This window comes from Stutzerimonas kunmingensis, assembly GCF_021432085.1.
Lineage (GTDB): Bacteria > Pseudomonadota > Gammaproteobacteria > Pseudomonadales > Pseudomonadaceae > Stutzerimonas.
The window spans coordinates 422,429-449,052 of record NZ_CP090366.1 but is presented as its reverse complement, the minus strand read 5'-3'; the positions used below and the strand labels follow the sequence as shown (position 1 = coordinate 449,052).

Genomic DNA, 26,624 nt, shown 5'->3' with positions numbered 1-26,624 from the left:
GAATCCCGGCGTCTGCGTAGGATGGATCGCGCTTTATCGATCCACCGGGTGGAGGTCCTCCGGGTGGCGATCTCCGCGACTCAGGCCTCCTCGATCAGCCAGTCAAGCCGCCAGCTGCCCTGGCTCTGCGCCAGCTGCTCGGCCAGCCACGGCAACAGCTCACGCAGCTCTTCCTCCAGCCCCCACGGCGGGTTGGTGATAGCCAGGCCCGAACCGCTCAGGCGGCTGGCATCGTCGGCGGGGTGGACGAACAGTTCGGCACGCAGCAACTTGGGCGCCCCGCTGCGCGCCAAGTCCTGATAGAAGCGCTTGAGCTGGCGCTCGTCCTTGATCGGATACCAGATCACGCCGATGGTCTGGCGCATACGGCCGAGCGCCTCCTTCAGCGCCGTCACACAGCGGCTCAGTTCGTCGGCCTGTTCGAACGGCGGATCGATCAGCAGTACCACGCGCTTTTCCTGCGTCGGCATCAAGGCCCGCGGCACATGCCAGCCCTCGCCTCGGTGCACGGCCACGCGGCGGTCGCCGGCCATGTTGTCCTTGAGCAGCGCGCCGTCCTCGGGATGCTTTTCGTTGAGCTGCAGACGATCCTGCTCGCGGGTCAGTTGCCGCGCCAGCTCCGGCGAGCCGGGGTAATAGCGCAGCGCCCCGTCCGGGTTGAGCTGGCGGATCACGCCGAGGTAGTCATCGAGCAGCGTCGGGAGCGCCTCGGCCTGCCAGATGCGGGCGATGCCCTGCAGCCACTCGCCGGTGCGGCTGGCCTGGTCGCCGGCCAGGTCGTAGAGGCCGACGCCGGCATGGCTGTCGAGGTAGGCGAAGGGCGCCTCCTTGCGCGACAGCAGGGCGAAGATCCGGCTCAACACCAGGTGTTTGAGCACATCGGCGTGGTTGCCGGTATGGAAGGCGTGGCGGTAGTTCATCTGATCCTCCTCGAGAGCCGCGCAGTTTACCCGTCCGCCTTGCGCCGCGCAGGTCCGGCATGACCAGCGTCGTTTTCCCCGGCCACCGACACGGGCTACAGTGGCGCCCCACGACGACTGAACGGAGCTGACCTCATGGACCTGCGTGATCTTTTCGGCATCGAGCATCCGATCATCCAGGCACCCATGGCCGGTGCGCAGAATCACCTGCTGGCCGCGGCGGTCTGCGAGGCAGGCGGGCTGGGTTCGATCCCGGCCGGTATGCTCAACGCCGAGGCGCTGGACGCCGAGCTGACCGCCATCGAGGCGCTGACAGACCGACCTTACAACGTCAACTTCTTCTGCCACCAGACACCGGCCGCCGACCCGACGGCCTTCGACGCCTGGCACCGGATGCTCGCACCCATGTTCGCCGAATTCGACATCGACCCGGCAGGCATTCCCACCGGCGCCACCCGGCAACCGTTCGATGCGGCGATGGCGGAGGTGCTGGAGCGGCACAAGCCGGCGCTGGTCAGCTTCCACTTCGGCCTGCCGGCGCCCGACCTGCTGCAGCGCGCCCGCGGCACCGGGGCGAAGATAGCCTCCAGCGCGACAACGGTCGCCGAAGGCCTCTGGCTGCAGCAGCACGGCGTCGATCTGGTGATTGCCCAGGGCCAGGAAGCCGGCGGCCACCGCGGCATCTTTCTCAGCGAGGACCTGACCACCCAGCTCGGCACCTTCGCGCTGCTGCCACAACTGGTCGCCGCGCTGGACGTGCCGGTGGTCGCCGCTGGCGGCATTGCCGATGCACAGGGAGTGGCTGCGGCACAGACCCTCGGTGCGGCTGGCGTACAACTCGGCACCGCCTACCTGTTGTGTCCGGAAAGCCGTACCAATGCGCTGCATCGCGCCGCGCTGAAGAGCCCGCAGGCGGCGCATACGGCGCTGACCACCCTGTTCAGCGGGCGCCCGGCACGCGGCATCGTCAACCGCATCATGCGCGAGCTGGGTCCGCTGCCCGAAGGGGTTCCGCCCTTCCCGCTGGCCGGCAACGCCATCGGCGCGCTGCGCGCCAAGACCGAGAAGCAGGGCCTGGATCACTGCACGCCGCTGTGGGCCGGGCAGAACGTCAGTGGCTGCCGGGATATCCCGGCCGGCCAGCTGACCCGTGAACTTGCGGCCGGCTGGCGGGCCTGAGTCATTACGCATTCCGTCGCGGCGAGTCCTGAGCCGTCGCGACGGGGCGTAGAATCGACCGCACGTCACACGGAACGCCGCCAATGAGTCCACTGACCAATACGCTCGTCTTCCTCGCCACCCTCGCCGGCATGGAAGTCTTCGCCTGGTGGGCACACAAGTACGTGATGCATGGCTGGGGCTGGGGCTGGCACAAGTCGCACCACGAGCCACGCAGCGGCTGGTTCGAGAAGAACGACCTGTATGCGGTGGTGTTCGCTGGCGTGGCGATCCTGCTGATCGCCCTCGGCACGGCCGGTTATCACCCCCTGGAATGGATCGGCGCCGGGATGACGGCCTACGGCTTTCTATATTTCGTCGCCCACGACGGGCTGGTGCACCACCGCTGGCCGCTGCGCTACGTGCCGCGCAACGGTTATCTCAAGCGCCTTTATCAGGCGCACCGCATGCACCATGCCGTCGAGGGCAAGGAGCGCTGCGTGTCCTTCGGTTTTCTTTATTCACCGCCGCTGCCGGTGCTCAAGCGCCAATTGCGCCAGCTGCACGATGGGCCGCTGCGCAAGGCGAGCGTTAGCGCTAGCGAGGACGCATCCAGAGACCGTCAGGACGCGGCCTGACCTGCATCCGCCGCGAGGCCAGCGCCAACACGCCCCCCCCCAGCAGGAACTGCAGCTTCTGCGCCTTGCTCGTCGACACCCGCGCATCCCAGGCCGCTGCGCCGCGCGCTTTCACTTCGACGCCGATCTGCCGATAGACGCCATGCGCCGTGGCGATCGACCAGGCCGAGCGTAACGGCAGGTCCCGCAGGCCCTGAGATGCCGATTGATAGTAGGGTTCGGCCAGATCTACCAGTCGCGCTGCCAGCGTGGCCAATGCCGCACGATGCTCAGGTAGCGCGACCTCATCTTCAGGGATGCCCACTTCGGCCAGCCACTCGGCCGGCAGGTAAACGCGGCCGATCTGTGCATCCTCGACGATATCGCGGGCAATGTTGGTCAGCTGGAAGGCCAAGCCCAGGTCACAGGCGCGATCCAGCGTCGGCTCCGCTTCGGCGCCCATCACCCGCGCCATCATCAGACCGACCACACCGGCAACCCGGTAGCAGTAGAGCAAGGTGTCATCGAGGGTCTGGTAGCGGTAGTCCTGCACGTCCATACGAAAGCCGGCGAGATGCTCCAGCGGGTACTCACGGGGGATCTGGTGCCGCTGAATCACCTGCTGGAACGCCGCAAAAGCCGGATCGCTCATCGGCTCGCCGGCATAGGCGCGTTCGGTCAGGTCAACCAGCTCGGCCAACCGCACCTCGCCAGTCGATCGATCACCCTCGACCTGACCATGCCCCAGCGTTTGCCCGTCGATCACGTCATCACAGTGACGGCACCAGGCGTAGAGCATCACGGCGCTCTGGCGAGTGCGCTCGTCGAACAGCTTTGCCGCCGCCGCGAAACTCTTGGAGCCGACGTTGATTGCCTGGGTCGAATGGTCGATGACCTTGTCATTCATCCGGCCTGCTCCCCCAACATGAAGTCCTCCAGCATTAACCCGGCGGTGGCCTTGGCTGAGCCCACGACGCCCGGAACCCCCGCGCCCGGATGGGTGCCGGCGCCGACGATATAGAGGTTGGGAATCACGTCATCACGGTTGTGCGGGCGGAACCAGGCGCTCTGGGTGAGGATCGGCTCCAGCGAAAACGCCGAACCCAGGTGCGCGTTGAGCTCGTCGCGGAAATCGTGCGGGGTGAAGATGCGGTGGGTCACCAGATCACCGCGCAGACCGGGAATATAGTGCCGCTCGAGGTACTCGAAAATTCGGTCGCGGTATTTTGGCCCCTCCACCGCCCAATCGATATCCGCCGTCCCCAGGTGCGGCACCGGCGCCAGCACGTAGTGGCTGGCACAGCCTTCCGGCGCCAGCGATGGGTCGGTCACGCAGGGCGCGTGCAGATAAAGAGAGAAGTCGTCGGCCAGGGTTTCACGCTTGAAGATCTCATTGATCAGCTCGCGGTAACGTGGCCCGAAGCACACCGTGTGATGCTGCAGATGCTCGTGGCGTCGCTTGAGGCCGAAATGGATGACGAACAAGGACATGGAGAAGCGTTTGCCGGAGAGCCGTTTGGCTTCATCGCGGCCGCGCGCCTCATGCCCGAGCAGCTGCTTGTAGGTGTTTACAACATCGGCGTTGGAGGCGACCGCACCCGTATCGAAACGACGCCCATCACCCGTGATCACCGCCTTCGCCCGCCCTTCGGCCAGCTCGATGCGCGCCACCTCGGCGTTCAGCTCCAGCTTGCCGCCCAGGTCCTCGAACAGCTTCACCATCCCCTGCACCAGCGCACCGGTACCGCCGCGCGGAAACCAGACGCCGCCCTGGCGCTCCAGCGCATGAATCAGCGCGTAGATCGATGAAGTTTCGAAGGGGTTGCCGCCGACCAGCAGCGAGTGAAAGGACAGCGCCTGCCGCAGCCGGTCGTTCTCCACGAACTTGGCCACCATGCTGTACACGTTGCGCCAGGCCTGCAGCTTGGCCAGCTGCGGAGCGACGCCAATCATGCTGCGGAACGACAGGAAGGGCACGGTGCCGAGTTTGACGTAGCCCTCTTCATACACCGCGCGCGAATAGGCGAGAAAGCGCTGATAGCCGGCGACGTCACGGGGGTTGAGCGCATGGATCTGCCGATCCAGCTGGGCCTGGTCGTTGACGTAATCGAAGCTGTAGCCGTCCTCCCAGCACAGCCGGTAGAAGGGGCTGATCGGCAGCAGCTCGACGTAATCGGCCATGCGCTTGCCAGCGCCGCTGAAGAGTTCTTCCAGCGCTGGCGGATCGGTGATCACCGTCGGCCCGGCGTCGAAGGTGAAGCCCTGATCGTGATAGACGTAGGCGCGGCCACCAGGCTTGTCGCGCTTCTCCAACAGGGTGGTCTGGATGCCGGCACGCTGCAGACGGATGGCCAGCGCCAGCCCGCCGAAGCCGGCGCCGATTACCACCGCTCGTTTAGCTTGGTTCATCGGTAATCCTTGCGATGCAGATCATGGGCGGCGAGCGCGCGCAGCGCTTCGCCGAGCGGAACAGGAGGTTTGCCCGAGACGATGCGCAAGCGATCACGGGTGGTCAGCTTGGCCGCATAGAAACGCTGGATCAGCGGTTCGCGCAGGCGATAGAAACGTTGCATCACCGCCCAGCGGCGATCCGCCGGACCGGCCATGAACAGCATGCGATTGAGCAGTCGGAAGAAGCCGCGCTGGCGCCACTGCGCCAACGAGTAGTCGCGGATCGCTTCGAACAGGCTGCCGGCATCCCAGCGGTCCAGCGCGATCAGGTGATCGGCCAGACGCACCGCGTCGGGCAGCGAGTAGCCGGTGGTGGGATGGAACAACGCCGCGGACAGCCCGGTCTGCGGCACGCCGCGCGCCTCGTCCCAGAACGCCGGCAGGTCACCGGAGAGGACGATGGGCAGCACGCCCTGCTCCTCGCGCAGCATTTCGGCGATGGTCCAGCCGCACGCACTGGCGTAGCTGCCGATGTTGTCGCGCAGCGTATCCGGGGCCACGGTAGCGCCGTCGGCGTAATAGGTGTCTTCGATCAGCAGGGTGTCCGCATCCAGCGGCAGCACATAGACGAAGCGATAGCCATCGTGCTGGGCGACACCGGCATCCATGATGATCGGCTCCTGCAAGCCGTGCGGCTGCTGCAGGCGCAGTTCCTGGCCGAGAAACTTCTGAAAGCCGAGCGCCAGCTGACCGGTCCGCCGCACGCCGCGTCCATCGATCACCGCGCCGGCCTGCAGGATGTCCCCCGAGCCCAGACGCACCCTTTGTGACTCCACGCTGGCGACGGTCGTGCGCAAACGCACGCCATCGCTCAGTTCTGGCATCAGGTACTGGTGAAAGCGCTCCGAGAAGATGCTCGCGTAACCGCTGCCTAGCCGGCGCTGCAGGTCGGGAAAGATCACTTCATAGCCGGGCCAGCGCTTGCCCACCATGGGCTCCAGCCAACGGTGCTGAGCCGGCGTCAGATCGTGCTGGTGAAAGGACCAGGTGTGATTGCCGCCCAGGGTGTCGCCCTGCTCGACGAGCAGCAGGCGCAGATCGGGCCGCTGCTGACGCAGGCGCAGGGCCAGGAGCCCGTTGGCCAGCCCGCCGCCAACCAGGATCAGGTCCGCATCAAGCGCCACTCGCCACCTCCGGTCGTAGTCCATCTGTCCCGAGCGCAGCCTCGATCAGCTCGGCGGCACGCACCGCACCACCGGCCTCACGCACTTCTGCCCCCAGTTGCGCCGCCCGCTGGCGAAACTCGCCTTCGTTCAACAGCCGCTGCAATGCGTGGCCGATCCGCGCCGGGCTCACCAGCTGCGGCTGCAAGCGCAGGCCGACGCCGGCATGTTCGATACGCGCTGCGACACCCGGCTGATCGAAGGCAATCGGCAACGCCAGCATCGGCACACCGGCCTCCAGGGCATCGAGCACGGTATTCAGCCCGGCATGGGTGATGACCGCCGCAGCCCGGGCCAATGCCGCCCGCTGGGGTGCGAAGTCGGTGACCCAATGCGCGCCCTCATCCTGCAGCCGCGCCGCTTGCGCGGCATTCAACCCGCCGCAATGGGCGATCAACAGCTGTACGCCGAGTGGCTTGCAGGCGCGGGCGATATTGCGCAGCAAGGTATAGCGATGTCCCTGCAGGGTGCCCAGCGAGGCGAAGACGAACGGCCGCGTCGGATCGATTGGCAGGTTCAGCTCGGCTTCGCCGTGCAGCGGGCGACGCAACGGCCCGAGCCCGTGGAAGTGCGCCGGAAGCTGGCGGCGCGGAAAGTCGAAGCCAGGCACCGTCTGGCTGATCTGCAGCAGGGGCGACAGGCACTCGCTCAAGGTCGAGCGCGGCGCCAGGCCGAACGCCTGACAGTAGTGCTGGATCACCTCGGCGTGGGGGCGCATCAGGCGGTCGTAGACACGACTGCTGTGCAGGTTGAGCTGCTCGCCCCAGTCGGTCGCCCGGTAGCGCCAGGGCATCACCGGCAAGGGCACCAGCGGCTCGCGATTGAACGGCAGGGCGCAGGCAATGGAAACGAACGGCAGGCCAAGATGCTCGGCCACCAGCGCGCCCGCTGGCTCCATCTGATCGGCCAGCACGGCGTCGACCTTCAGCGAACGCAGCATGCCCGGCGCCTCGCGACAGAACAATGCAGTGCTCGCCGCCATGTCGGCGATGACCCGGCGGATACCGAAAGGCCCCGGTTGCGCGGCGCGGCGGACCACCGCAGCCAGGCTGCCCGGCGGATGGGACTCGGCGCCGATGGCGGCGAATCCGGCCGAGGGCAACGTCAACAGCTCGGCGGCATCGGCCTGCTGGACGAAAGTCACTCGGTGGCCTCGCTGCGTCAGCGCCCAGGCGACTGCTTCGAACGCGCGCAGGTGGCTGAGAAAGGGCGGCGCGATTGCCGCGAAATGAGTCATCTGGCGGCTCTGCCCGGCATCAGGCAGTGGGCACTTGCAGCAGCCGCGCCTGCCGCAGCTCCGCGAGGCCGGCCGAACCTGTACAGAAGCAGGCGATGCGCAGCTGCTCGATCAGCACTTCGAAGTGCTTGACCACCGCCTCACTGCTCAGCATCGCGGCTTGCAGCACGCCCGCTGCCTGCCCGACCAGATCGGCGCCCAGGCAGATCGCCTTGGCCGCCTCCACGCCGTCGCGAATGCCTCCGGAGGCGATCAGCGGCGTATCCGGGCAGGCCTTGCGCACGGCCTGCAGCGCCTGCGCCGTGGGGATGCCCCAATCGGCGAAGGCCTGGGCGATCGCACGTTGGCTGACATCGCTGGCGCGCTCGGCTTCCACCGCGGCCCAGCTGGTCCCGCCGGAACCGGCGACATCGATGGCGGCGACGCCGGCGTCGACCAGCTGCCGTGCCACCGTCGCGGATATGCCGGCACCGACTTCCTTGATCACCACAGGCGCGGCCAGGCGGCTGGCAAGCGCTTCGATCGCCCGCAGCACGCCTCGCCAATCACGGTCGCCACCCGGCTGCACCGCTTCCTGCAGCGGGTTCAGGTGCACGATCAGCGCATCGCCATCGATCATCTCGACCGCCCGCCGCGCCTCGTCCACACCGTAGCCGCGTACCAGCTGCGCGGCACCGAAGTTGGCCAGCAGGAGGATGTCCGGCGCCAGCTGGCGCAGCTGCACGGTCAGGCCCTGATCTCCCGCGGTTTCAAGCGCAACCCGCTGCGAACCCACCGCCATGGCGATACCCAAGTGTTGCGCGGCTTCCGCCAGGTGCGCATTAATCGCAGCAGAACGTGCGGCGCCGCCAGTCATCGAGCTGATCAGCAGCGGCGCCCGCAGCTGGCGCCCGAACAGCGCGCTATGCAGGTCGATCTCATCAAGGTGCAACTCGGGCAGGGCGCAGTGCTCAAAGCGAAATGCGCCGAAACCGGTACCCGTCGCACCGGCTGCCCGCGTCGGGTCCAGGACGATATCCAGATGATCGTTTTTGCGGCTGACCAACGATTGTTTGCTCATGGAAATCGGCTCCCGGGAAGACTTGTTTGGACGTGACGCCCTGAAAAAAGTGCTATGCGATGGCAACGAGTTGTACAGGTTTTTGTCATAACGTCCAATCGTTGTACAACATTGCACAACCCTGGTGCTCGAACTGAGGCGCCAGCAAGGGCACCGCCATGCAAACGCAGAATTCCACCCTCCCGCTTCCGCAATGCGACAGCCTGCTACGCCTGCGGCGACAGGTCGACGAGCGCCTGGCCATGCGCCTGCCGCGACCCGAGTCGGAGCTGGACAAGGTCACGCTGGCGTTACGTGAAGGCACCCTCGCTCCCGGCAAACGAATCAGGCCACTGTTGTTGCTGCTGGCGCTGGGAGATCTCGGCGTCGACCCCGATATCGGCCTGGACCCGGCATGTGCGCTGGAGATGATCCACGCCGCCTCGCTGTTTCTCGACGACATGCCATGCATGGACAACGCCAGCCTGCGGCGCGGCCAGCCGACCATTCATCTGCGTTTCGGCGAGGATGTCGCCGTGCTCGCCTCGGTCGCACTGCTCAGCCATGCCTATGGCATAACCGCCACCGCGCCCAGGCTCACCCCCAGGCAGCGCAACGACGCGGTGGCCACACTGGCGCGAGCGGTCGGTGCGCAGGGCCTGGTGCGTGGGCAATTTCGCGACCTGCATGGCGCACAAGAAGCGCAGCAGCTCGATGCGGTGATTGCCACCAATCAGCTGAAAACCGGCTCGCTGTTCACCGCCGCATTGGAAGTTGCCGCCCTGCTCGCGGGGGCTGAGCGGACGCGGACACGCCATCTGCAAGGCTTTGCCAACGAACTGGGCCTGGCGTTTCAGCTGCTCGACGATATCGCCGATGGCCTGACGCCCGAACAGACCGGCAAGGACTGCCAGCAGGACCAGGCCAAGGTGACCGTGGTCTCGCTGCTTGGCCAGCAGGCGGCAGAGCAGCAGCTGGCAACCCATCGAGAGGCCGCCCTCAGCCATCTTGATGCCGCCGGCCTGGGCGATGGCGAACTGGCCGCGCTCATGCGCCAGCTGTTCGGCTGAATGGAGCGACCCCGTGTTGACGCTTCATCAGTGCAATGGATGAAGCTAGGCAATGGAAAACCGCGGTCCTTAGACTCGGGCCGATAAAAACGGAGGTTGACCATGACCGAGACCCTGCTCTGCCCGCGTAACCTGGCATTCGAACTCTACGAAGTGCTGGACGCCGAGGCCCTGACCCGCCGCGAGCACTTCGCCGATCACAGCCGCGAAACCTTCGACGCCGCCATCGGCACCGCGCGCACCATCGCCGAGAAATACTTCGCACCGCACAACCGCAAGTCCGACGAGCACGAGCCGCAGTACGTCAACGGCGAAGCGGTGCTGATTCCCGAGGTCAAGCCGGCCGTGGACGCCTTCATCGAGGCGGGCTTTCACAACGCGCAACGCAGCTTCGACGACGGCGGCATGCAGCTGCCGAATCTGCTGTCGCGGGCCTGCTTCGCGCATTTCCAGTCGGCCAACATCGCCACCAGCTCCTACCCAATGCTGAGCATGGGCGCCTCGCACCTGATCGAGGCCTTCGGCTCCGACGAGCAGAAGCAGCGCTTCCTGCAGCCGATGCTCGAGGGCCGCTTCTTCGGCACCATGGCACTCACCGAGCCGCATGCCGGCTCGTCGCTGTCGGACATCCGCACCCGCGCCGAACCGGCCGGTGACGGCAGCTATCGCCTCAAGGGCAACAAGATCTTCATTTCCGGCGGCGACCACCCGCTGTCGGAAAACATCGTGCACATGGTGCTGGCCAAGCTGCCGGACGCGCCGCCCGGGGTAAAGGGCATCAGCCTGTTCATCGTGCCGAAGTTCCTGGTCAACGACGACGGCTCGCTGGGCGAGCGCAACGACGTGCTGCTGGCCGGCCTGTTCCACAAGATGGGTTGGCGCGGCACCACCAGCACGGCGCTGAACTTCGGCGACAACGGCAACTGCGTCGGCTATCTGGTAGGAGAACCGCACAAGGGCCTGGCCTACATGTTCCAGATGATGAACGAGGCGCGCATCGGCGTCGGCATGGGCGCGATCATGCTCGGCTACGCCGGCTACCTCTACTCGCTGAACTACGCCCGCGAGCGCCCGCAGGGCCGCCTGCCGGACGGCAAGGACCCGGCCTCGACCCAGGTGCCGATAATCGAGCACACCGACGTCAAGCGCATGCTGCTGATGCAGAAGGCCTATGTCGAAGGCGCCTTCGATCTCGGCCTGTACTCGGCACGCCTGGTGGACGACGAGCACACCGCCGAGAGCGACGAGGAGCGGCGCAACGCCGGCGAACTGCTCGACCTGCTGACGCCGATCGTCAAATCCTGGCCGTCGGAGTACTGCCTGAAGGCCAACGAGCTGGCCATCCAGATTCTCGGCGGGCATGGCTACACCCGCGAGTACCCGGTGGAACAGTACTACCGCGACAACCGCCTCAATCCGATCCACGAAGGCACCCACGGCATCCAGTCGCTGGACCTGCTCGGCCGCAAGCTGATGCAGAACAAGGGTGCCGGCCTGCGCCAGCTGCTCGGGTTGATCCAGGCCAGCTGCGCACGCGCCGCCGAGTACGACTCGCTGACCGCACTGCGCCAGCCACTGGAGCAGCACATCGCCCGCCTCACCAGCGTGACCCAGGCGCTGCTCGGCGATCTGGCAGCCGGCAAGGTCAACCAGGCGCTGGCCAACTCGGCGCTGTACCTGAAGGTGTTCGGCCATGCAGTGATCGGCTGGCGCTGGCTGGAGCAGGCACTGCGCGCCGAACGCGGGCTGGCCGAAGGCAATCCGGCGGATGCGGACTTCTACCGTGGCAAGCTGCAGGCCGCGCGCTACTTTCTGACCTGGGAAGTGCCGGCTTGCGCGCACGAGCTGGCCGTCCTCGAAGCACGCGACGACACCTGCCTGACGATGCAGGACGCCTGGTTCTAGAGCGTGCCGCACATGCTGTAACAGCGCCCCGCTCCTGCGGGGCGTTTTTTTGACAGGCTGTCAAATCATCAGGTTAGAATCGCTGGCATATCCCGTGCATGGGCACGCGGCAGCTTTCTCTAGCGGAGACTTCATTTGGACGTCGGCAACATCAACCACCTGTTCTTTATCGGTGCCTTGTTGGTGGCGGCGAGCATCCTGATGAGTTCCCTTTCGGCGCGTCTCGGCGTGCCGATCCTGGTGATTTTCCTCGGCGTCGGGATGCTTGCCGGGGTCGATGGCGTAGGCGGTATCGTCTTCGAGGACTATCAGCTGGCCTTCGTCATCAGCAACCTGGCGCTGGCGGTGATTCTCCTCGACGGTGGCATGCGTACCCGTACCGCAACCTTCCGCGTGGCCCTGAAACCGGCGTTCTCGCTGGCGACCCTGGGCGTGGCGATCACCTCCGGCTTTACCGGGCTGGCCGCTGCCTGGCTGTTCGATTTGCCGCTGCTGCAGGGCCTGCTTATCGGCGCGATCGTCGGCTCCACCGATGCCGCCGTGGTGTTCAACCTGCTCAACGGCAAGGGCCTGAACGAGCGGGTCGGTTCGACGCTGGAAATCGAGTCGGGCAGCAACGACCCGATGGCGATGTTCCTTACCGTCGCGCTGATCGACATGCTGCTCGCCGGGCAGACCACCTTCGGCTGGGACTTCCTGCTGACTCTGCTGCAACAGTTCGGTATAGGCACCGTGCTCGGTCTGGCTGGCGGCTGGCTGCTGCTGCAGCTGATCAACCGGCTGTCGGTAGCCGACGGGCTCTACCCGCTGCTGGCAGTGGCCGGCGGCCTGATGATCTTCGCCCTGTCCGGCGCCATCGGCGGCAGCGGCATCCTCGCCATCTACGTCTGCGGTCTGCTGCTGGGTAACCGGCCGATCCGCAACCGCCACGGCATCCTGCACATGTTCGACGGCCTGGCCTGGCTCAGCCAGATCGGCATGTTCCTCGTGCTCGGCCTGCTGCTCACCCCCAGCGAACTCTTGCCCATCGCCCTGCCGGCACTGGCGCTGTCGCTGTGGATGATCCTGTTCGCCCGCCCGCTGGCGGTGTTCGTCAGCCTGTTGCCGTTCCGCAGCTTCCACCTGCGCGAGCGCCTGTTCATCTCCTGGATCGGCCTGCGTGGTGCGGTGCCGGTGATCCTCGCGGTATTCCCGCTGATGGCCGGGCTGGAAAACGCCCAGCTGTTCTTCAATGTGGCGTTCTTCATTGTCCTGGTGTCGCTGCTGCTGCAGGGTTCGACGCTGGCCTGGGCGGCGAAGAAGGCCAAGGTCGAGGTACCGCCGTCGCCCATGCCGGTTTCGCGTACGGGCCTGCAGGTGCACGCCACCAGCCAGTGGGAAATGTTCGTCTACCGCCTGAGCGCCAGCAAATGGTGCGTCGGTGCCGCCCTGCGCGAACTGAAGATGCCACCCGGCACGCGCATCGCCGCCCTCTTCCGCGGCAAGAATCTGCTGCACCCGTCCGGCAGCACGCGGCTGCAGGTGGACGATATCCTCTGCGTGATCGGTCATGACGAAGACCTGCCAGCCCTCGGCAAGCTGTTCAGCCAGGCACCCAAGCGCGGCCAGGACCTGCGTTTCTTCGGCGACTTCATCCTCGAGGCCGACGCCCAGCTCAGCGCCATCACCGCGCTCTACGGCCTCAAGCTCGGCGATGTGGACGGCAACCAGACCATCGGCAACTTCATGGCCGAGCAGGTCAATGGCAATCCGGTGGTGGGCGACCAGATCGAATGGAACGGGCTGACCTGGACCGTGGCAGCAATGGAGGCCGGCGAAGTGCGCAAGGTCGGCCTGAAGTTTCCGGAAGGTGACAAGCCAGGCCCACAGCTGATGTTCTAAAGCCACCATGGCCGGCGGATGACGCGGCCTCACCGCTCATCACTCGACCGGTTGCGCGGTACTCGCGCTGGACAGGCGCAGCCCGTAGACTTTCGCACTTTCTGGTCATCCGCTGCGTCACTGCCCCCATGTCCCTTCTGCGCGCCCTGTTGCTCTCGACGTTCTGCCTGTTTGTCGCCCCCCTGCATGCTCAATCACTGGACAGCCTGACGGGCACCCCACCCGCCAGCGAAGGCGAAACGAAATCCGCACAACCCTCGCTGGACGAGCAGACCCGGCGCATGAGCGAGCAGGCCGCGACCAGCGAAACCCGCCTCGCCGAACTGAAAGCGCAGCTGGCGCAGGCGCCGAAGGAAATCACCGAGGCTCAGCGCGAGCTGGCGAAACTCAAGGCCAGCCCGGACGAAGACCCCGCCAAGCGCTATGCCAGCCAGTCGGTGGAGGCACTCGAGCAGCGCCTGAGCGCGCGGGTCGAGGAGCTGTCCGAATGGCAGAAGCAGTTCAGTGCCGCCAACAGCATGATCATCAGCGCGCAGACCCGTCCCGAGCGCGCCCAGGCGCAGATCGGCACGGCGCAGACGCGCATCCAGGAAATCAACAACCTGCTCAAGGGCGGACGCGAATCCGGCAAGCCACTGAGCGAGGAACGCCGCGCGCTGCTGGAGGCGGAGATCGCCTCGCTCGGCGCGCAGATCGAACTGCGCCGCCAGGAACTGGCCGGCAACAGCCTGCTGCAGGACCTGGGCAAGGCCCGCCGCGACCTGCTGGCCGAGCGCATCGCCCGTGCCGAGCAGGACACCCAGGCCCTGCAAGGGCTGATCAACGAGAAGCGCCGTGCCGAATCGGAGCAGACCGTCGCCGAGTTCTCCGCGCGGGTGCAGCAGGCCGGCTCGGACAAGCTGCTCGCCGCCGAAAGCGCCGAGAACCTCAAGCTGTCCGACTACCTGCTGCGGGCCACCGAGCGCCTCAACCGCCTGAACCAGCAGAACCTGCAGACCCGCCAGCAGCTCGACACCCTCAACCAGACCGATCAGGCGCTGGAGGAGCAGATCGCCGTGCTCGAAGGCAGCCTGCTGCTGTCGCGCATCCTTTACCAGCAGAAACAGGCGCTGCCGAGCCTGCAGCTGGACAAGGACCTCGCCGACGAAATCGCCGATATCCGTCTCTATCAGTTCGAGCTCAACCAGCGCCGTGAAGCCGCGGGCAATGCCGCCGCCTATGTCGACCAGCTGCTGGCCGAGCAGAAAGAGGAGGAAGTGACCCCCGAACTGCGCCGCACCCTGCTCGACCTGGCCACCACCCGCAGCGAGCTGCTCGACCGACTCAACCGTGAGCTGGACTCACTGCTCAACGCCTCGATCACCCTGCAGCTCAACCAGAAGCAGCTGCAGGACACCGCCAGCGCGCTTAGCAATACCCTCGACGAGCAGATGTTCTGGATTCCCAGCAACAAGCCGCTTGATTTGGACTGGCTGCAGGGTTCGGTTCGCCGACTCAAGGCGCAGCTCGCGGCGATGCCCTGGCTGTCCGCGGTGCAAGAGCTGGGTGCCGGGCTGAAGGAACGCCCGCTGTTCTTCCTGCCGCTGCTGCTGCTGATCGCCGCGCTGCTCTGGTGGCGCAAGAAGATCGACGCCAAGCTCAGCTCGCTGAGCGAGGAAATCGGCCATTTCCGCAACGACAGCCAGCTGCACACCCCGCTGGCGCTGCTGCTCAACCTGCTGCTGGCGCTGCCCGGCGCGCTATTCCTGACCCTTTGCGGCTACCTGCTGCAGATGGACGCGCGCGGGCAGAACTACGTCCTCGGCGCCGCCCTGTACGAAATGGCCCAGGCCTGGCTGGTGTTCTACAGCGCCTACCGCATGCTCTCGCCAGGGCGCGTGGCCGAGCTGCACTTCGGCTGGTCGCGGCCGCAGGTGGCCTTCCTGCGTGACGAGATTCGCCGGCTGGGGCTGATCGTCATGGCCCTGGTTGCCGTGGTCAGCGTCGCCGAGCATCAGCCGGCGCGGCTGGCCGACGACGTGCTCGGCATTCTCGTGGTGCTGACCTGCTTCGCCCTGATGAGCTGGCGTCTCAACCGCCTGCTGCTCAAGGGACCGTCGAGCCAGAACGCGCCGCCGCTGCGCCTGATGATCGGCCTGCTGTTCAGCGTGCTGCCGATCGCGCTGATCGTCGCAGTGGGCTTTGGCTACTACTACACGGCGCTGAAGCTGACCGACCGCCTGATCGACACGCTCTACCTGCTGATGATCTGGATCGTCGTCGAAGCGGCGCTGGTCCGCGGCCTCACCGTCGCGGCGCGGCGGCTGGCCTACAAGCGCGCCCTGGCCAAGCGCCAGGCGCAGGGCGACGATGGCAGCGACACGGTGGAAACCCAGGGCGAACCGGGGCTGGACATCGAACAGGTCAACCAGCAGTCGCTGCGCCTGACCCGCCTGACCATGTTCGGCGTGTTCCTCGTGGCGCTGTACTGGGTCTGGTCCGACCTGATCTCGGTGGTGTCCTACCTGGACAACATCACCCTGTACGAATACACCACCGGCAGCGGCGATGCCCTGACCACCGCGGCGATCAGCCTGAACAACCTGCTCGGCGCACTGCTGATCGTCGCCATCACGGTGGCCCTGGCGCGCAACCTGCCCGGCCTGCTGGAAGTCATGGTGCTGTCCAAGCTGCGTCTGGCCCAGGGCAGCGCCTACGCCACCACCACGCTGCTGTCCTATGCGCTGGCCGGCTTCGGCATCGTCACCACGCTGTCCACCCTCGGCGTCAGCTGGGACAAACTGCAGTGGCTGGTAGCCGCGCTATCGGTGGGCCTGGGTTTCGGCCTGCAGGAGATCTTCGCCAACTTCATCTCCGGCCTGATCATCCTCTTCGAACGCCCGGTACGAATCGGCGACGTGGTGACCATCGGCAACCTGTCGGGCACGGTCAGCCGGATTCGCATCCGCGCCACCACCATCACCGACTTCGACCGCAAGGACATCATCGTCCCGAACAAGACCTTCATCACCGGTCAGCTGATCAACTGGTCGCTGAGCGACACCGTGACCCGCGTGACGGTCAAGGTCGGCGTGGGCTACGGTTCGGATCTGGAGCAGGTGAAGGCGCTGCTCTACAAGGCTGCTCAAGCCAACCCGCGCGTACTCAAGGACCCGGAGCCGCAGGTGTTCTTCCTCAACTTCGGCGAGAGCACGCTGGACCACGAACTCCGCATCCACGTGCGTGATCTGGGCGACCGCAACCCGGCCACCGATGAGATCAACCGCTTCATCGACCGTGAATTCACCAAGGCCGGCATCAACATCGCCTTCCGCCAGGTCGATGTGTTCCTGAAGAACTTCGCCGGCCAGCAGCTGCAGCTCAGTGCCACGCCGAAGCCCGCCGACGACGCGCCGAAGCCGGCGACCGATGATCGCGGCTGAGGAACGTCCGGGCACCGCGCACCCTCCAACGTCCAGAACGCCCGGCTGCGGCCGGGCACTCCTCGCCCGCCTGCCGCCGCCGGAGAGATATTGAAAAGCCTAACCCAGCTGACCTTCGACAACCGCTTCGCCCGCCTCGGCGATACCTTTTCCACCGAGGTCTCGCCGCAGCCGCTGAGCGACCCACGCCTGGTGGTCGTCAGCGAGGCGGCCATGGCGTTGCTGGATATGGACCCGGCCGAGGCCGAGCAGCCGCTGTTTGCCGAACTGTTCTCCGGGCACAAGATCTGGTCGACCGCCGAACCGCGGGCGATGGTCTATTCCGGCCACCAGTTCGGCAGCTACAACCCGCAGCTGGGCGATGGCCGCGGGCTGCTGCTTGGCGAAGTGGTCAACGAGGCCGGCGAGTACTGGGATTTGCACCTCAAGGGCGCCGGCAAGACGCCCTATTCACGCATGGGCGACGGCCGCGCGGTGCTGCGCTCGTCGATTCGCGAGTTCCTCGCCAGCGAACATCTGCATGCGCTGGGCATTCCCAGCTCGCGGGCGCTGTGCGTCACCGGTTCGGATTCGCTGGTCTACCGCGAGCGCCCGGAGCGCGGTGCCATGCTGCTGCGCCTGGCGCCCAGTCATGTGCGCTTCGGCCATTTCGAGTTCTTCTATTACACCCGCCAGCACGCCGAGCTGAAACAACTGCTCGAACACGTCATCGAGGCGCACTTCACCGAACTGCTGGAACACCCCGAGCCGTTCCACGCATTCTTCCGCGAGGTGCTCGAACGCACTGCCGCACTGATCGCCCGCTGGCAGGCCTACGGCTTCTGCCATGGGGTGATGAACACCGACAACATGTCGATCCTCGGCATCACCTTCGATTTCGGCCCCTACGCCTTTCTCGACGACTTCGACGCGCGCTTCATCTGCAACCACTCCGACGACACCGGTCGCTACTCCTTCGAGAACCAGGTGCCCATCGCCCACTGGAACCTGGCAGCGCTGGCCCAGGCACTGACGCCTTTCATCGAGGTCAAGGTGCTGCGCGAAACCATGGAGCTGTTCCTGCCGCTGTACGAAGCCGAATGGTTGGACCTGATGCGCCGGCGTCTGGGTTTTGCTCAGGCCGAGGCAGATGACGAGGCGCTGGTGCGCCGCCTACTGCAACTGATGCAGGCCAGTACCGTCGATTACACGAACTTCTTCCGCGAACTTAGCGAGAGCCCGGCCGAACAAGTGGTCCGCCGCCTGCGCGAGGACTTCGTCGATCTGCAGGGCTTCGATGCCTGGGCCGCGGACTATTGCGCGCGCACCGCACGCGAGGGCAGCGAGCCGGCCGAGCGACAGGCGCGCATGCAGGCGGTCAACCCGAAGTACATCCTGCGCAACTACCTGGCGCAGCAGGCAATCGAGGCGGCGGAAAAAGGTGATTACGCCCCCGTGCGCGAATTGCACGCCGTGCTCAGCCGCCCCTTCGAGGAACAGCCGGGCATGCAGCGCTACGCCGAGCGGCCGCCGGAATGGGGCAAGCACCTGAAGATCAGCTGCTCGTCCTGAGGCGGAAAATCAATATCGCGCCGGGGCCGGCGCTGATGGATAAGGCACCTTCTCCGCTGGGGCGGAGATACGCTCTTGCGGCCCTACAGCCCAGCGAGCGTACCGGCAGCTACTCGCCCAGCGGCAGCAGCACGCGGAACAGCGAGCCCTGGCCTTCCTCGCTCTGCACCTGAATGCGGCCGTTGTGCGCACGGACGATCTGGTCGGCGATGAACAGGCCCAGCCCCAGGCCAGCGCTGCTTTCGCTGCCTTCGGCGCGTTCGAACTGACAGAAGATGCGCTCCAGACTCTGCGGGCTGATGCCGATGCCGTGGTCGCGCACCTCGATGCAGGCACCCTCCGCACAGGACGCAACGCCGACGTGAACCGGCTTGCCGGCACCGTAGCGCATGGCATTGGTCAGCAGGTTGGCCAGCACCTGTTCGATACGGAAGGCGTCCCAGACACCGATGATCGGCTCGTTTCGCTCCAGCTGCAGCTCGCAGCCGCAGGCTTCCATCTGCGCCGCGAAACTCTCCACGACATTGCCCACCAGCTGCGCGAGGTCGGTGCGGCTCGGGCGAATCGACAATTTGCCGGTGCGGATGCGCGAGACGTCGAGCATGTCGTCGATCAGACGGATCAGGCTCTGAATCTGCCGCTCGTCCTTGTCCACCATGTTGCGCAGGCGCTCTTCGCTGAAGGCCTCGAGGTTGTTGCGACCGAGCTGCAGCTTGCGCAGCTGCACCTCGAGAATCAGGGTGTTGAGCGGTGTCTTCAGCTCGTGGGAGACGATCGACATGAAGTCATCACGCATGCGCACCGCACCCTCCAGCTCGGCCTGGGTGCTGCGCAGCTCGTCGAGCAGCACTTCCTGCTCGCGCCGGCTCTGTTCTAGGGCCTCCAGCTGCCGCGCCAGGCGCTTGCGCCCACGGTACAGATCGACGAACACACTGACCTTGCTACGCACGGCGTGGGCATCCAGGGGCTTCTGCATGAAATCCACCGCGCCGCTCTCGTAGCCCTTGAAGGCATAGTTGAGTTCCCGGCCGGCGGCGCTGACGAAGACGATGGGGATCTGCTTGGTGCGTTCGGTGCCACGCATCAGCTCGGCCAGCTGGAAGCCGTCCATGCCCGGCATCTGCACATCGAGAATGGCCAGTGCGAACTCGTAACGCAGCAACAGCTCCAGCGCCTGCTCGGCCGATTCGGCCTGATGAACCCTTATACCGGGCGCCTGCAGCAGCGCGTCCAGAGCCAGCAGGTTCTCCGGCAGGTCATCGACGATCAGCAGATTCACCTCGTCGGTACGGTCGGGCATGGTCACTCCAGTTCTCGCAACAATCGGTGAATGTCGCGTAGGGACAAGATGTAATCCGGCGCGAAGCGCCGCAGAGCGGCGCGAGGCATGGTCGGTACGGCCGCTTCGGCGGGGTCCTGAATCACGGTCAACCCACCGCAGCGATGAATCGCTTCCAGACCGGCAGCACCGTCCTCATTGGCACCGGTCAGCAGAACACCAGCGACCTGCGCGCCCCATGTATCGGCTGCCGACTCGAATAGCACGTCGATCGATGGACGGGAAAAATGCACCGCATCGTCCTGGCTCAGCGACAGGCTGCCGTCATTCTCGACCAACAAGTGATAACCGGGTGCGGCAAAGTACAGCATTCCGGAGTGCAGCTGGTCCTTGTCGTCCGCTTCCTTGGCCCTCAGCCGGGTTCTGCGCCCGAATATCTCGGCCAGATGGGTGGGCCCGCTGGCCGGTATGTGCTGGACCACTAGAATCGGTGGACGGTAACCGCTCGGCAGGCCTTCGAGCACCGTGCCGAGGGCCTCCAGCCCACCGGCGGACGCACCGATCACCACCGCCTCGATGGGCGGCTGGCGTCTCGCCTGAAGAAGCGCCTGCTCGGAGCTGCTCATAGCTTGCGGAAGATCCTTTCCGATTTATCGAACGGCTCGTAGTAATTGGCGTAGCCGGAAAACTCGACGGTTTCCTTGCTGCCGAGGCCGAGAAAGCCCCGATGGCAAAGCGATTCATGAAACAACCCGAAGGCACGATCCTGCAGCGGCTTGTTGAAATAGATCAGCACGTTGCGGCAGGAGATCAAATGCGTTTCGGAAAATACGCTATCGGTTGCCAGGCTATGGTCGGCAAACGTAACCGTTTCTTTCAGCGATTTGTCCATGATCGCCGAGTCGTACGCGGCAGTGTAATAGTCGGAAAAACTGCGCGTGCCGCCGGCCTGCTGGTAGTTCGCCGTGTACTGGCGCAGGTGGTCGATGGCGAAGATGCCCTGGCGCGCCTGCTCCAGCGAACGCGGGTTGATGTCGGTGGCGTAGATGATCGAGCGCTCGAGCAGCCCCTCTTCCTTGAGCAGGATGGCCATCGAGTAGACCTCTTCGCCGGTGCTGCAGCCGGCGATCCAGATCTTCAGCGACGGATAGGTGCGCAGCACCGGCACCACCTGTTCCCGCAGCGCGCGGAAATAGCCGGGATCGCGGAACATCTCGCTGACCGGGATGGTGAGGTACTGCAGCAGGTCCATGAAGGCCTGCGGGTCATAGAGGATCTTGCGCTGCAAGGCCGAGATGCTCTCGCACTGCAACTGCTTCAACGCCAGCAATACCCGGCGCTTGAGCGAAGCGCCGGAGTAGTCACGGAAGTCATAGCTGTACTTGAGGTAGATCGCCTCGATCAGCAGCTTGAGTTCGATCTCGACGTTACGGTCGCCCATTTCACAGCAGCTCCACTTTCGGCAGCCAGACGCGGATCAGCGAAAACAGCCGGTCGAGGTCGATGGGTTTGGCCAGGTAATCATTGGCGCCCGAACGCAGGCAGCGGTCCTGATCATCCTTCATCGCCTTGGCGGTCACCGCGATGATCGGCAGCTTGGCGAAGCGGACATCCTTGCGGATTTCCTGCATGGCGGTGAAGCCATCCATCTCCGGCATCATGATGTCCATCAGCACCAGGTCGATGCCGGCATCGTGCTGCAGCTTGTCGATGGCCTCCAGGCCGTTGCGGGCGATCTCCACCAGCGCGCCCTTCTGCTCCAGCGCGCTGGTCAGGGCGAAGACGTTGCGCACGTCGTCGTCCACCACCAGGATCTTGCGGCCCTCGAAGGCCTTCTCGCGGCTGCGCGCGCTTTTCAGCATCTTCTGCCGCTCCGGCGGCATGTCCGACTCGACCTTGTGCAGGAACAGCGTCACCTCGTCGAGCAGACGCTCCGGCGAGCGCGCGCCCTTGATGATGATCGAGCGCGAGTACTTGAGCAGCGCCGCCTCCTCGTCGCGGGTCAGGTTGCGCCCGGTGTAGACGATCACCGGCGGGAAGGAACAGATGTCCTCCTTGGCCATGCGCTCGAGCAGTTCGCTGCCGTCCATGTCCGGCAGCTTGAGGTCGATGATCATGCAGTCGAACACCGTGTCGCGCAGCAGTTCGAGCGCCTGGGTACCGAACTCGACGGCGGTGATCTCGATGTCGACGTCCTCGATCAGCCGCGACATGCTCTCGCGCTGCAGCGCGTCGTCCTCGACCAGCAGGATGCGCTTGACCTTCTGCGCCAGCTTAGCCTCCAGCCGGCTGAAGACGTCCTTGAGTTCTTCGCGGGTGGTCGGCTTCATCGCATAGCCCACCGCGCCCATCTGCAGCGCGGCTTCCTTGCGATCCTCCACCGATACCACATGCACCGGGATATGCCGGGTCGCGGGGTTTTCCTTGAGCCGTTCGAGCACCGTCAGGCCGGAGTGATCCGGCAGGCGCATGTCGAGCAGGATCGCGTCCGGCTTGTACTGCAGCGCGGTATCGAAGCCGTCGTCGGCGTTCTGCGACAGTAGACAGCTGTACTGCAGTTCATGCGCAAGATCGTGGAGGATGCGCGCGAACTGCGGCTCGTCCTCGATCACCAGCACGCAGCGCTCCTTGAACGGGAATCTGTCGCGGTCATCGGCCAGGCGCTGCGGTACCGCGGCGGCGGCACGATTCAGCAGCTCACGCTCGTCGTGACGGATCGTGGCTTTGCTCGGCACAAGCGCCGGTTTGCTGCTCGGCTCCGGCTGGCGACTCGGTTGCGCCAATTCCGGCTCGGCGACGAGCGCTTCGCTGTAGTTCTGCGGCACGACCAGGGTAAAGGTGCTGCCGGCGCCCGGCTGGCTCTGCACTTCGATTTCTCCGCCGAGCAGATTGGCCAGCTCGCGGGAGATCGACAGGCCCAGACCGGTGCCACCGTAACGGCGGTTGGTGGTGCCGTCAGCCTGGCGGAATGCCTCGAAGATCGCCGCCTGCTGCTCCTGGGCGATGCCGATGCCGGTGTCGCGCACGGCGAAGGCCAGCAGGTCGTCGTCGCGCGGTTCGACGCGCAGCGTCACCGAGCCTTTCTCGGTGAACTTGAAGGCATTGGCCAGCAGGTTCTTGATGATCTGCTCCAGGCGCTGGCGATCGCTGAACAGGCTGGCCGGCAGGTCATCGGCAAGCTCCACGCTGAACTGCAGGGATTTCTCCATGGCCAGCGGCAGGAACAGATTCTTCATGCCGTCGACCAGGCGGGTGAGGATGGTCAACTCGGGATGCACCTCGAGCTTGCCGGCTTCCACCTTGGAGATGTCGAGGATGTCGTTGATCAGGGTGAGCAGATCGTTGCCCGCCGAATAGATGGAGCGGGCGAACTGCACCTGATCGTCGCTGAGGTTGCCCTCGGGGTTGTCGGCCAGCAGCTTGGCCAGAATCAGCGAGCTGTTCAGTGGCGTGCGCAGCTCATGGGACATATTGGCAAGGAATTCGGACTTGTAGCGACTGGCGCGCTGCAACTCGTCAGCGCGCTGTTCGAGCATCAGCTGTACCTCGTTCAGGCGCTGATTCTTCTCGTCCATCTGGTCGCGCTGGCGGGCCAGCTCTTCAGTCTGCTCGGCCAGCTGTTCATTGGTTTGTTCCAGCTCGGCCTGCTGTTCTTCCATATGCGCCTGGGATTCACGCAGGGCGTTGGATTGTTCTTCCAGTTCCTCGTTGGCGGCACGTAGCTCTTCCTGCTGCACCTGCAGCTCCTCGTTGAGCTGCTGGGTTTCGGCGAGCACCTTCTGCAGGCGCTGACGATAGCGCGCTGCCTCGATGGCCGAACCGATGCTGGGAACGATGCGCCGCAGCAGCTCGCTGTCCTGCTCGCGCAGCGGCCGCAGGAAGCCCAGCTCGATCACGCCGTTGAGCATGCCGCTGTCTTCCACCGGCACGATGAGTACCGAGCGCGGCGCCGTGTTGCCCAGCCCGGAGGTCACCTTGAGGTAGTCCGCGGGCAGGTCTTCGAGCGCCATCACCCGCCGCTCCAGCGCGGCCTGGCCGACCAGACCGTTGCCGATGTCCAGCGTGCGCGCACTCTGCAGATGATCGGGGTCGTAGGCATATTCGGCTACGCGCTGCAGCTTGCCATCCTGCACCACGTAGAGCGCGCCGACCGCCGCATCGATGTAGCGCGAAAGAAAATTCAGCACACCCTGGCCGAGCGCCGGCAGGGCCAGCTCGCCGATGATGGAGTCGCTGAGCTGGGTCTGCCCGGTGCGGTACCAGGCCTGCTGCTCAAGCGCCTCGGCATGCGCCTGCTGGCGCTGCAGCGACTGCGAGTAGCTCTCCGACAGCGAGGTCAGGTCACGACGACCGAGATAAACGAGCATGCCGCTGAAGATCAGGCTGAACAGCAGGAAGCCGCCGATCAGGGCGGTGGTGACCACTTCCGATACATCGGTGCGCTCGCTGCGCAGCTGGCGTTCGCGGGCGATGAAATCGTTGAGCAGACGGCGCTGATCCTCCTTCAGCTCGAGCCCACGCTTGCTCTGCACCTCCTCAATAATCGACAGCCCCTGGCCGCGCTGGCCGATCAGATCCTCGGCAAAGACCAGCCATTGGCTGTGCAGCATGGCGATACGCTCGATGCGTTCGAGCTGCTCGGCGTCCTCGGCCGAGTAGTCGCGCATCAGTTCCAGCTGCTCTTCGAACAGCGGCAACTCGCGCTTGTAGGGATCGAGAAAGCGCGTCTCGCCGGCGATCAGGTAGCCGCGCATCGAGGACTCGATGTCGTTGAGCATCTTCTGTGCCTCGTGGGCGTAGGCCACGCCCTGAACCGAACGCTCGACCCATTGGCTCACGCTCAGCAGGTAATACACGATGGCGCTGAAGAAGAAGGCGCTGAGAAAGCCGAACCCCAGTGGCACGGCCACGTTGCGGTTGAGTATTCGCCTGAAATTGCTCTGATCGATGAAGGACTCGCTCATTGGTTTCCTTTCCGTATACCTGGCGCGGGCGGCTGAGCGCTGGCGTCACCCACGGGTGATCGCGCTCGGTTAGCGGCGTTTTCTTGAGTGTTTCGCGCGTGATTGGTTCCGTAGTGCAGGAAGCGCGACTCTACACGGCCAGGGGAAGGAGTTCAAAAGCAGCCCGGTCGAGCCGGGCCGCTGACGATCAACGGCGAGCGATGATCCAGACCGCGTGGATGATGCCGGGGATATAGCCGAGCAAGGTGAGCAGGATGTTGAGCCAGAACGCGCCGGCGAAGCCAACCTGGAGGAACACGCCAAGCGGTGGCAGCAGTATCGCGATAATGATGCGGATGAGGTCCATCATGGTCTCCGTCAGGTAAGTGTGGCCATATGCGGCTTACCTGAATCGACCGGAACAGCGCAGAGGGGTTCCTTCCACGCTGCTGGCGGAGCGCCGCTGCCGAGGGGCAGCGGGCTGAAGTCCGAGGGCGACCGGATAAGCCGCCGAGGGCATCGGTTAGATGCACGGAGGGGGAAGACGCAGCCCGTCTTTCACGTGGGCATCGTTGCGTCATGCCGCTTCGCCTTTTGAGCCAAGGGGCGGCGCCAAGCGTATCGCTTAGCCTGCTAACAATCTCAGACGAAAGGCGTAGACGCCATTGGCCATTGGTCGATAGCCGCGCATTTCGCTCGAGCTCATCCGAACTCCCCCATGCCCGCACGGGTCGTCTAAGCAGACCGCGGGCCGCCGAGCGCGACCGCCAACTGCAACGATCAGAGGACTTCTCATGCCAGAACCAATCGCGGTGATCTGCGGCGCAACCGCTGGCGTCGGCCGCGCGACCGCCGAGGCCTTTGCCACTGCCGGCTACCGGGTCGCGCTGATCGCCCGGGGGGAACAGGGCCTGCGCAACACCCGCGATCAACTCGAAGCACTGGGCGCGACGGTACTGGCGATTTCCGCCGATGTCGCCGATGCCAAGGCGCTGGATGCCGCGGCCAGCCGCATCGAGTCGGAACTGGGGCCGATCGATGTCTGGGTGAACGCGGCGATGGCGACAGTGTTCGGCCCCTTCGCGTCCCTGACCGCCGAGGAAATCCGCCGCGTCACCGAGGTGACCTACCTCGGCAGCGTGCACGGCACGCTGGCTGCGCTGCGCCACATGCGCCCACGCAACAGCGGCACCATCGTCCAGGTCGGCTCGGCACTGGCCTACCGCGCCATCCCCTTGCAGTCGGCTTATTGCGGCGCCAAGTTCGCCATTCGCGGCTTTATCGATTCGCTGCGTTGCGAGCTGATCCACGACAACAGCGCCATTCGCCTGAGCATGGTTCAGCTGCCGGCGCACAACACGCCGCAGTTCGATTGGGCACGCAACAAGATCGGCTGGCGCGCGCAGCCGGTGCCGCCGATCCACACACCGGAAGTCGCAGCGCGGGCCATCCTCCGTGCGGCGCGTGAAGCACCCCGGGAACTGTGGGTCGGCACGGCCAGCCTGAAGGCGATCATCGGCACGCTGTTCATGCCCGGCCTGCTCGATCGCATGCTCGCGCGGCAGGGCTGGGACGGACAGCTGGTGCCCGAACGCGTGGCGGAAAACCGCCCGGACAACCTGTTCGAGCCAGTCGAAGGCCTGCACTCGACCGACGGCCGCTTCGGCGATCAGGCGCAGTCACATGCGCTGACCATCAGCGCGGCGAATGTAGGCAAGCTGGCCCTGGGCGCCGGCGCCCTGCTGGCACTGGGTGCGGGTTGGGCATTGGGCCGAGGCCGACGCTAGCGCTCAGGCGGCCGCGGCGAACGCTTGCGACGGATGTTGAGCCAGGACAGCACGGCCAGCGCCAGCATCGCACCGGTCATGTTGTAGTTGCCGATGGCGGCATAGCCGACGGCCGCCAGCGAGCAGGCGGCGAAGCCGATCCAGCGCACGGCGCCCATCATCTTCTCCACGGTCTTGCTGCGCGGTGCGGGCATCAGCGCA

Annotated in this window: 20 protein-coding genes; 8 read left to right on the top strand and 12 right to left on the bottom strand. The window is 65.4% G+C overall.

Annotated elements, in window-relative coordinates; translation table 11 throughout:
- Window positions 1-80 precede the first annotated feature (80 nt).
- The gene (locus tag LW136_RS02085; protein ID WP_234174544.1) at window positions 81-920 is read right to left on the bottom strand and encodes a 23S rRNA (adenine(2030)-N(6))-methyltransferase RlmJ; all 840 of its coding nucleotides are present in this window, start codon (window positions 918-920) and stop codon (window positions 81-83) included.
- A gap of 135 nt (window positions 921-1,055) precedes the next feature.
- Between LW136_RS02085 and LW136_RS02080 the strand changes: the two genes are divergently transcribed.
- The gene (locus LW136_RS02080; RefSeq protein ID WP_234174543.1) at window positions 1,056-2,099 is read left to right on the top strand and encodes an NAD(P)H-dependent flavin oxidoreductase; all 1,044 of its coding nucleotides are present in this window, start codon (window positions 1,056-1,058) and stop codon (window positions 2,097-2,099) included.
- Window positions 2,100-2,182: 83 nt separating this feature from the next.
- Window positions 2,183-2,716 carry a sterol desaturase family protein gene (locus tag LW136_RS02075; RefSeq protein ID WP_234174542.1) on the top strand — a complete coding sequence of 178 codons (534 nt, stop codon included), beginning with the start codon at window positions 2,183-2,185 and terminating at the stop codon, window positions 2,714-2,716.
- Here the strand turns inward: LW136_RS02075 and crtB are convergent.
- Genes crtB through fni form a run of 5 tightly spaced genes read right to left on the bottom strand, consistent with a single transcriptional unit; the run spans window position 2,676 to window position 8,606 of the window.
- Window positions 2,676-3,602, bottom strand: coding sequence for a 15-cis-phytoene synthase CrtB (crtB, locus tag LW136_RS02070; RefSeq protein ID WP_234174541.1), 927 nt, complete (start codon window positions 3,600-3,602; stop codon window positions 2,676-2,678). The genes LW136_RS02075 and crtB overlap by 41 nt on opposite strands.
- Entirely contained in the window at window positions 3,599-5,104 is a 1,506-nt protein-coding gene (locus tag LW136_RS02065) for a phytoene desaturase (RefSeq protein WP_234174540.1), read from the bottom strand. Before LW136_RS02065 ends, crtB begins: the two co-directional genes overlap by 4 nt.
- Window positions 5,101-6,270 carry a lycopene beta-cyclase CrtY gene (crtY, locus tag LW136_RS02060; protein ID WP_234174539.1) on the bottom strand — a complete coding sequence of 390 codons (1,170 nt, stop codon included), beginning with the start codon at window positions 6,268-6,270 and terminating at the stop codon, window positions 5,101-5,103. Before crtY ends, LW136_RS02065 begins: the two co-directional genes overlap by 4 nt.
- Window positions 6,260-7,546, bottom strand: coding sequence for a glycosyltransferase (locus tag LW136_RS02055; RefSeq protein WP_234174538.1), 1,287 nt, complete (start codon window positions 7,544-7,546; stop codon window positions 6,260-6,262). The genes crtY and LW136_RS02055 overlap by 11 nt, the downstream gene beginning before the upstream one ends.
- 19 nt (window positions 7,547-7,565) lie before the next feature.
- Window positions 7,566-8,606 (bottom strand): type 2 isopentenyl-diphosphate Delta-isomerase, encoded by a 1,041-nt coding sequence (gene fni, locus LW136_RS02050; protein WP_102832235.1) that lies wholly within the window; start codon window positions 8,604-8,606, stop codon window positions 7,566-7,568.
- A 158-nt stretch (window positions 8,607-8,764) separates the two neighbouring features.
- Here fni and LW136_RS02045 point away from each other — a divergent pair, with 158 nt between their 5' ends.
- From LW136_RS02045 to selO, 5 genes are all read left to right on the top strand, one after another.
- A complete protein-coding gene (locus tag LW136_RS02045) occupies window positions 8,765-9,655 on the top strand; it encodes a polyprenyl synthetase family protein (RefSeq protein ID WP_014818852.1) in 891 nt (296 codons plus the stop codon).
- Between the two features lie 102 nt (window positions 9,656-9,757).
- Window positions 9,758-11,560: an acyl-CoA dehydrogenase gene (locus tag LW136_RS02040; protein WP_191122384.1), complete on the top strand. Its 1,803-nt coding sequence runs from the start codon at window positions 9,758-9,760 to the stop codon at window positions 11,558-11,560.
- A 135-nt stretch (window positions 11,561-11,695) separates the two neighbouring features.
- Entirely contained in the window at window positions 11,696-13,441 is a 1,746-nt protein-coding gene (locus LW136_RS02035) for a potassium/proton antiporter (RefSeq protein WP_014818850.1), read from the top strand.
- Between the two features lie 128 nt (window positions 13,442-13,569).
- On the top strand, window positions 13,570-16,863 hold the full coding sequence (gene mscK, locus LW136_RS02030; RefSeq protein ID WP_234174537.1) for a mechanosensitive channel MscK: 3,294 nt from the start codon (window positions 13,570-13,572) through the stop codon (window positions 16,861-16,863).
- Window positions 16,864-16,953: 90 nt separating this feature from the next.
- Window positions 16,954-18,414 carry a protein adenylyltransferase SelO gene (gene selO / locus LW136_RS02025; RefSeq protein WP_234174536.1) on the top strand — a complete coding sequence of 487 codons (1,461 nt, stop codon included), beginning with the start codon at window positions 16,954-16,956 and terminating at the stop codon, window positions 18,412-18,414.
- A 109-nt stretch (window positions 18,415-18,523) separates the two neighbouring features.
- On the opposite strand, the gene LW136_RS02020 is transcribed toward selO, so the two are convergent.
- The 5 genes from LW136_RS02020 to LW136_RS02000 form a co-directional block, all read right to left on the bottom strand.
- Complete coding sequence (locus LW136_RS02020; protein WP_234174535.1) at window positions 18,524-19,714, bottom strand: hybrid sensor histidine kinase/response regulator; 1,191 nt, start codon at window positions 19,712-19,714, stop codon at window positions 18,524-18,526.
- Between the two features lie 2 nt (window positions 19,715-19,716).
- Window positions 19,717-20,319: a chemotaxis protein CheB gene (locus tag LW136_RS02015; RefSeq protein WP_234174534.1), complete on the bottom strand. Its 603-nt coding sequence runs from the start codon at window positions 20,317-20,319 to the stop codon at window positions 19,717-19,719.
- Window positions 20,316-21,134 carry a CheR family methyltransferase gene (locus tag LW136_RS02010; protein WP_046617589.1) on the bottom strand — a complete coding sequence of 273 codons (819 nt, stop codon included), beginning with the start codon at window positions 21,132-21,134 and terminating at the stop codon, window positions 20,316-20,318. Before LW136_RS02010 ends, LW136_RS02015 begins: the two co-directional genes overlap by 4 nt.
- Window position 21,135: 1 nt before the next feature.
- Entirely contained in the window at window positions 21,136-24,657 is a 3,522-nt protein-coding gene (locus tag LW136_RS02005) for a response regulator (protein ID WP_234174533.1), read from the bottom strand.
- 187 nt (window positions 24,658-24,844) lie between these two features.
- Window positions 24,845-25,003, bottom strand: coding sequence for a YqaE/Pmp3 family membrane protein (locus LW136_RS02000; protein ID WP_003282625.1), 159 nt, complete (start codon window positions 25,001-25,003; stop codon window positions 24,845-24,847).
- 427 nt (window positions 25,004-25,430) lie between these two features.
- Here LW136_RS02000 and LW136_RS01995 point away from each other — a divergent pair, with 427 nt between their 5' ends.
- The gene (locus LW136_RS01995; protein WP_234174532.1) at window positions 25,431-26,423 is read left to right on the top strand and encodes an SDR family oxidoreductase; all 993 of its coding nucleotides are present in this window, start codon (window positions 25,431-25,433) and stop codon (window positions 26,421-26,423) included.
- Here LW136_RS01995 and LW136_RS01990 read toward each other — a convergent pair.
- Window positions 26,420-26,617 carry a hypothetical protein gene (locus tag LW136_RS01990; RefSeq protein WP_014818842.1) on the bottom strand — a complete coding sequence of 66 codons (198 nt, stop codon included), beginning with the start codon at window positions 26,615-26,617 and terminating at the stop codon, window positions 26,420-26,422. The two genes, LW136_RS01995 and LW136_RS01990, sit on opposite strands and share 4 nt — an antisense overlap.
- Window positions 26,618-26,624: the final 7 nt, after the last annotated feature.

What these genes read in the sequence shown, in the direction of transcription:
- LW136_RS02045 (WP_014818852.1), top strand. Translation starts at nt 8,765, where the DNA reads ATGCAAACGCAGAATTCCACCCTCCCGCTTCCGCAATGCGACAGCCTG.
- LW136_RS02065 (WP_234174540.1), bottom strand. Translation starts at nt 5,104, where the DNA reads ATGAACCAAGCTAAACGAGCGGTGGTAATCGGCGCCGGCTTCGGCGGG.
- LW136_RS01990 (WP_014818842.1), bottom strand. Translation starts at nt 26,617, where the DNA reads ATGCCCGCACCGCGCAGCAAGACCGTGGAGAAGATGATGGGCGCCGTG.
- LW136_RS02020 (WP_234174535.1), bottom strand. Translation starts at nt 19,714, where the DNA reads ATGCCCGACCGTACCGACGAGGTGAATCTGCTGATCGTCGATGACCTG.
- LW136_RS02015 (WP_234174534.1), bottom strand. Translation starts at nt 20,319, where the DNA reads ATGAGCAGCTCCGAGCAGGCGCTTCTTCAGGCGAGACGCCAGCCGCCC.
- LW136_RS02055 (WP_234174538.1), bottom strand. Translation starts at nt 7,546, where the DNA reads ATGACTCATTTCGCGGCAATCGCGCCGCCCTTTCTCAGCCACCTGCGC.
- LW136_RS02010 (WP_046617589.1), bottom strand. Translation starts at nt 21,134, where the DNA reads ATGGGCGACCGTAACGTCGAGATCGAACTCAAGCTGCTGATCGAGGCG.
- LW136_RS02085 (WP_234174544.1), bottom strand. Translation starts at nt 920, where the DNA reads ATGAACTACCGCCACGCCTTCCATACCGGCAACCACGCCGATGTGCTC.
- crtB (WP_234174541.1), bottom strand. Translation starts at nt 3,602, where the DNA reads ATGAATGACAAGGTCATCGACCATTCGACCCAGGCAATCAACGTCGGC.
- LW136_RS02080 (WP_234174543.1), top strand. Translation starts at nt 1,056, where the DNA reads ATGGACCTGCGTGATCTTTTCGGCATCGAGCATCCGATCATCCAGGCA.
- LW136_RS02005 (WP_234174533.1), bottom strand. Translation starts at nt 24,657, where the DNA reads ATGAGCGAGTCCTTCATCGATCAGAGCAATTTCAGGCGAATACTCAAC.
- LW136_RS02040 (WP_191122384.1), top strand. Translation starts at nt 9,758, where the DNA reads ATGACCGAGACCCTGCTCTGCCCGCGTAACCTGGCATTCGAACTCTAC.
- mscK (WP_234174537.1), top strand. Translation starts at nt 13,570, where the DNA reads ATGTCCCTTCTGCGCGCCCTGTTGCTCTCGACGTTCTGCCTGTTTGTC.
- fni (WP_102832235.1), bottom strand. Translation starts at nt 8,606, where the DNA reads ATGAGCAAACAATCGTTGGTCAGCCGCAAAAACGATCATCTGGATATC.
- LW136_RS01995 (WP_234174532.1), top strand. Translation starts at nt 25,431, where the DNA reads ATGCCAGAACCAATCGCGGTGATCTGCGGCGCAACCGCTGGCGTCGGC.
- LW136_RS02000 (WP_003282625.1), bottom strand. Translation starts at nt 25,003, where the DNA reads ATGGACCTCATCCGCATCATTATCGCGATACTGCTGCCACCGCTTGGC.
- LW136_RS02075 (WP_234174542.1), top strand. Translation starts at nt 2,183, where the DNA reads ATGAGTCCACTGACCAATACGCTCGTCTTCCTCGCCACCCTCGCCGGC.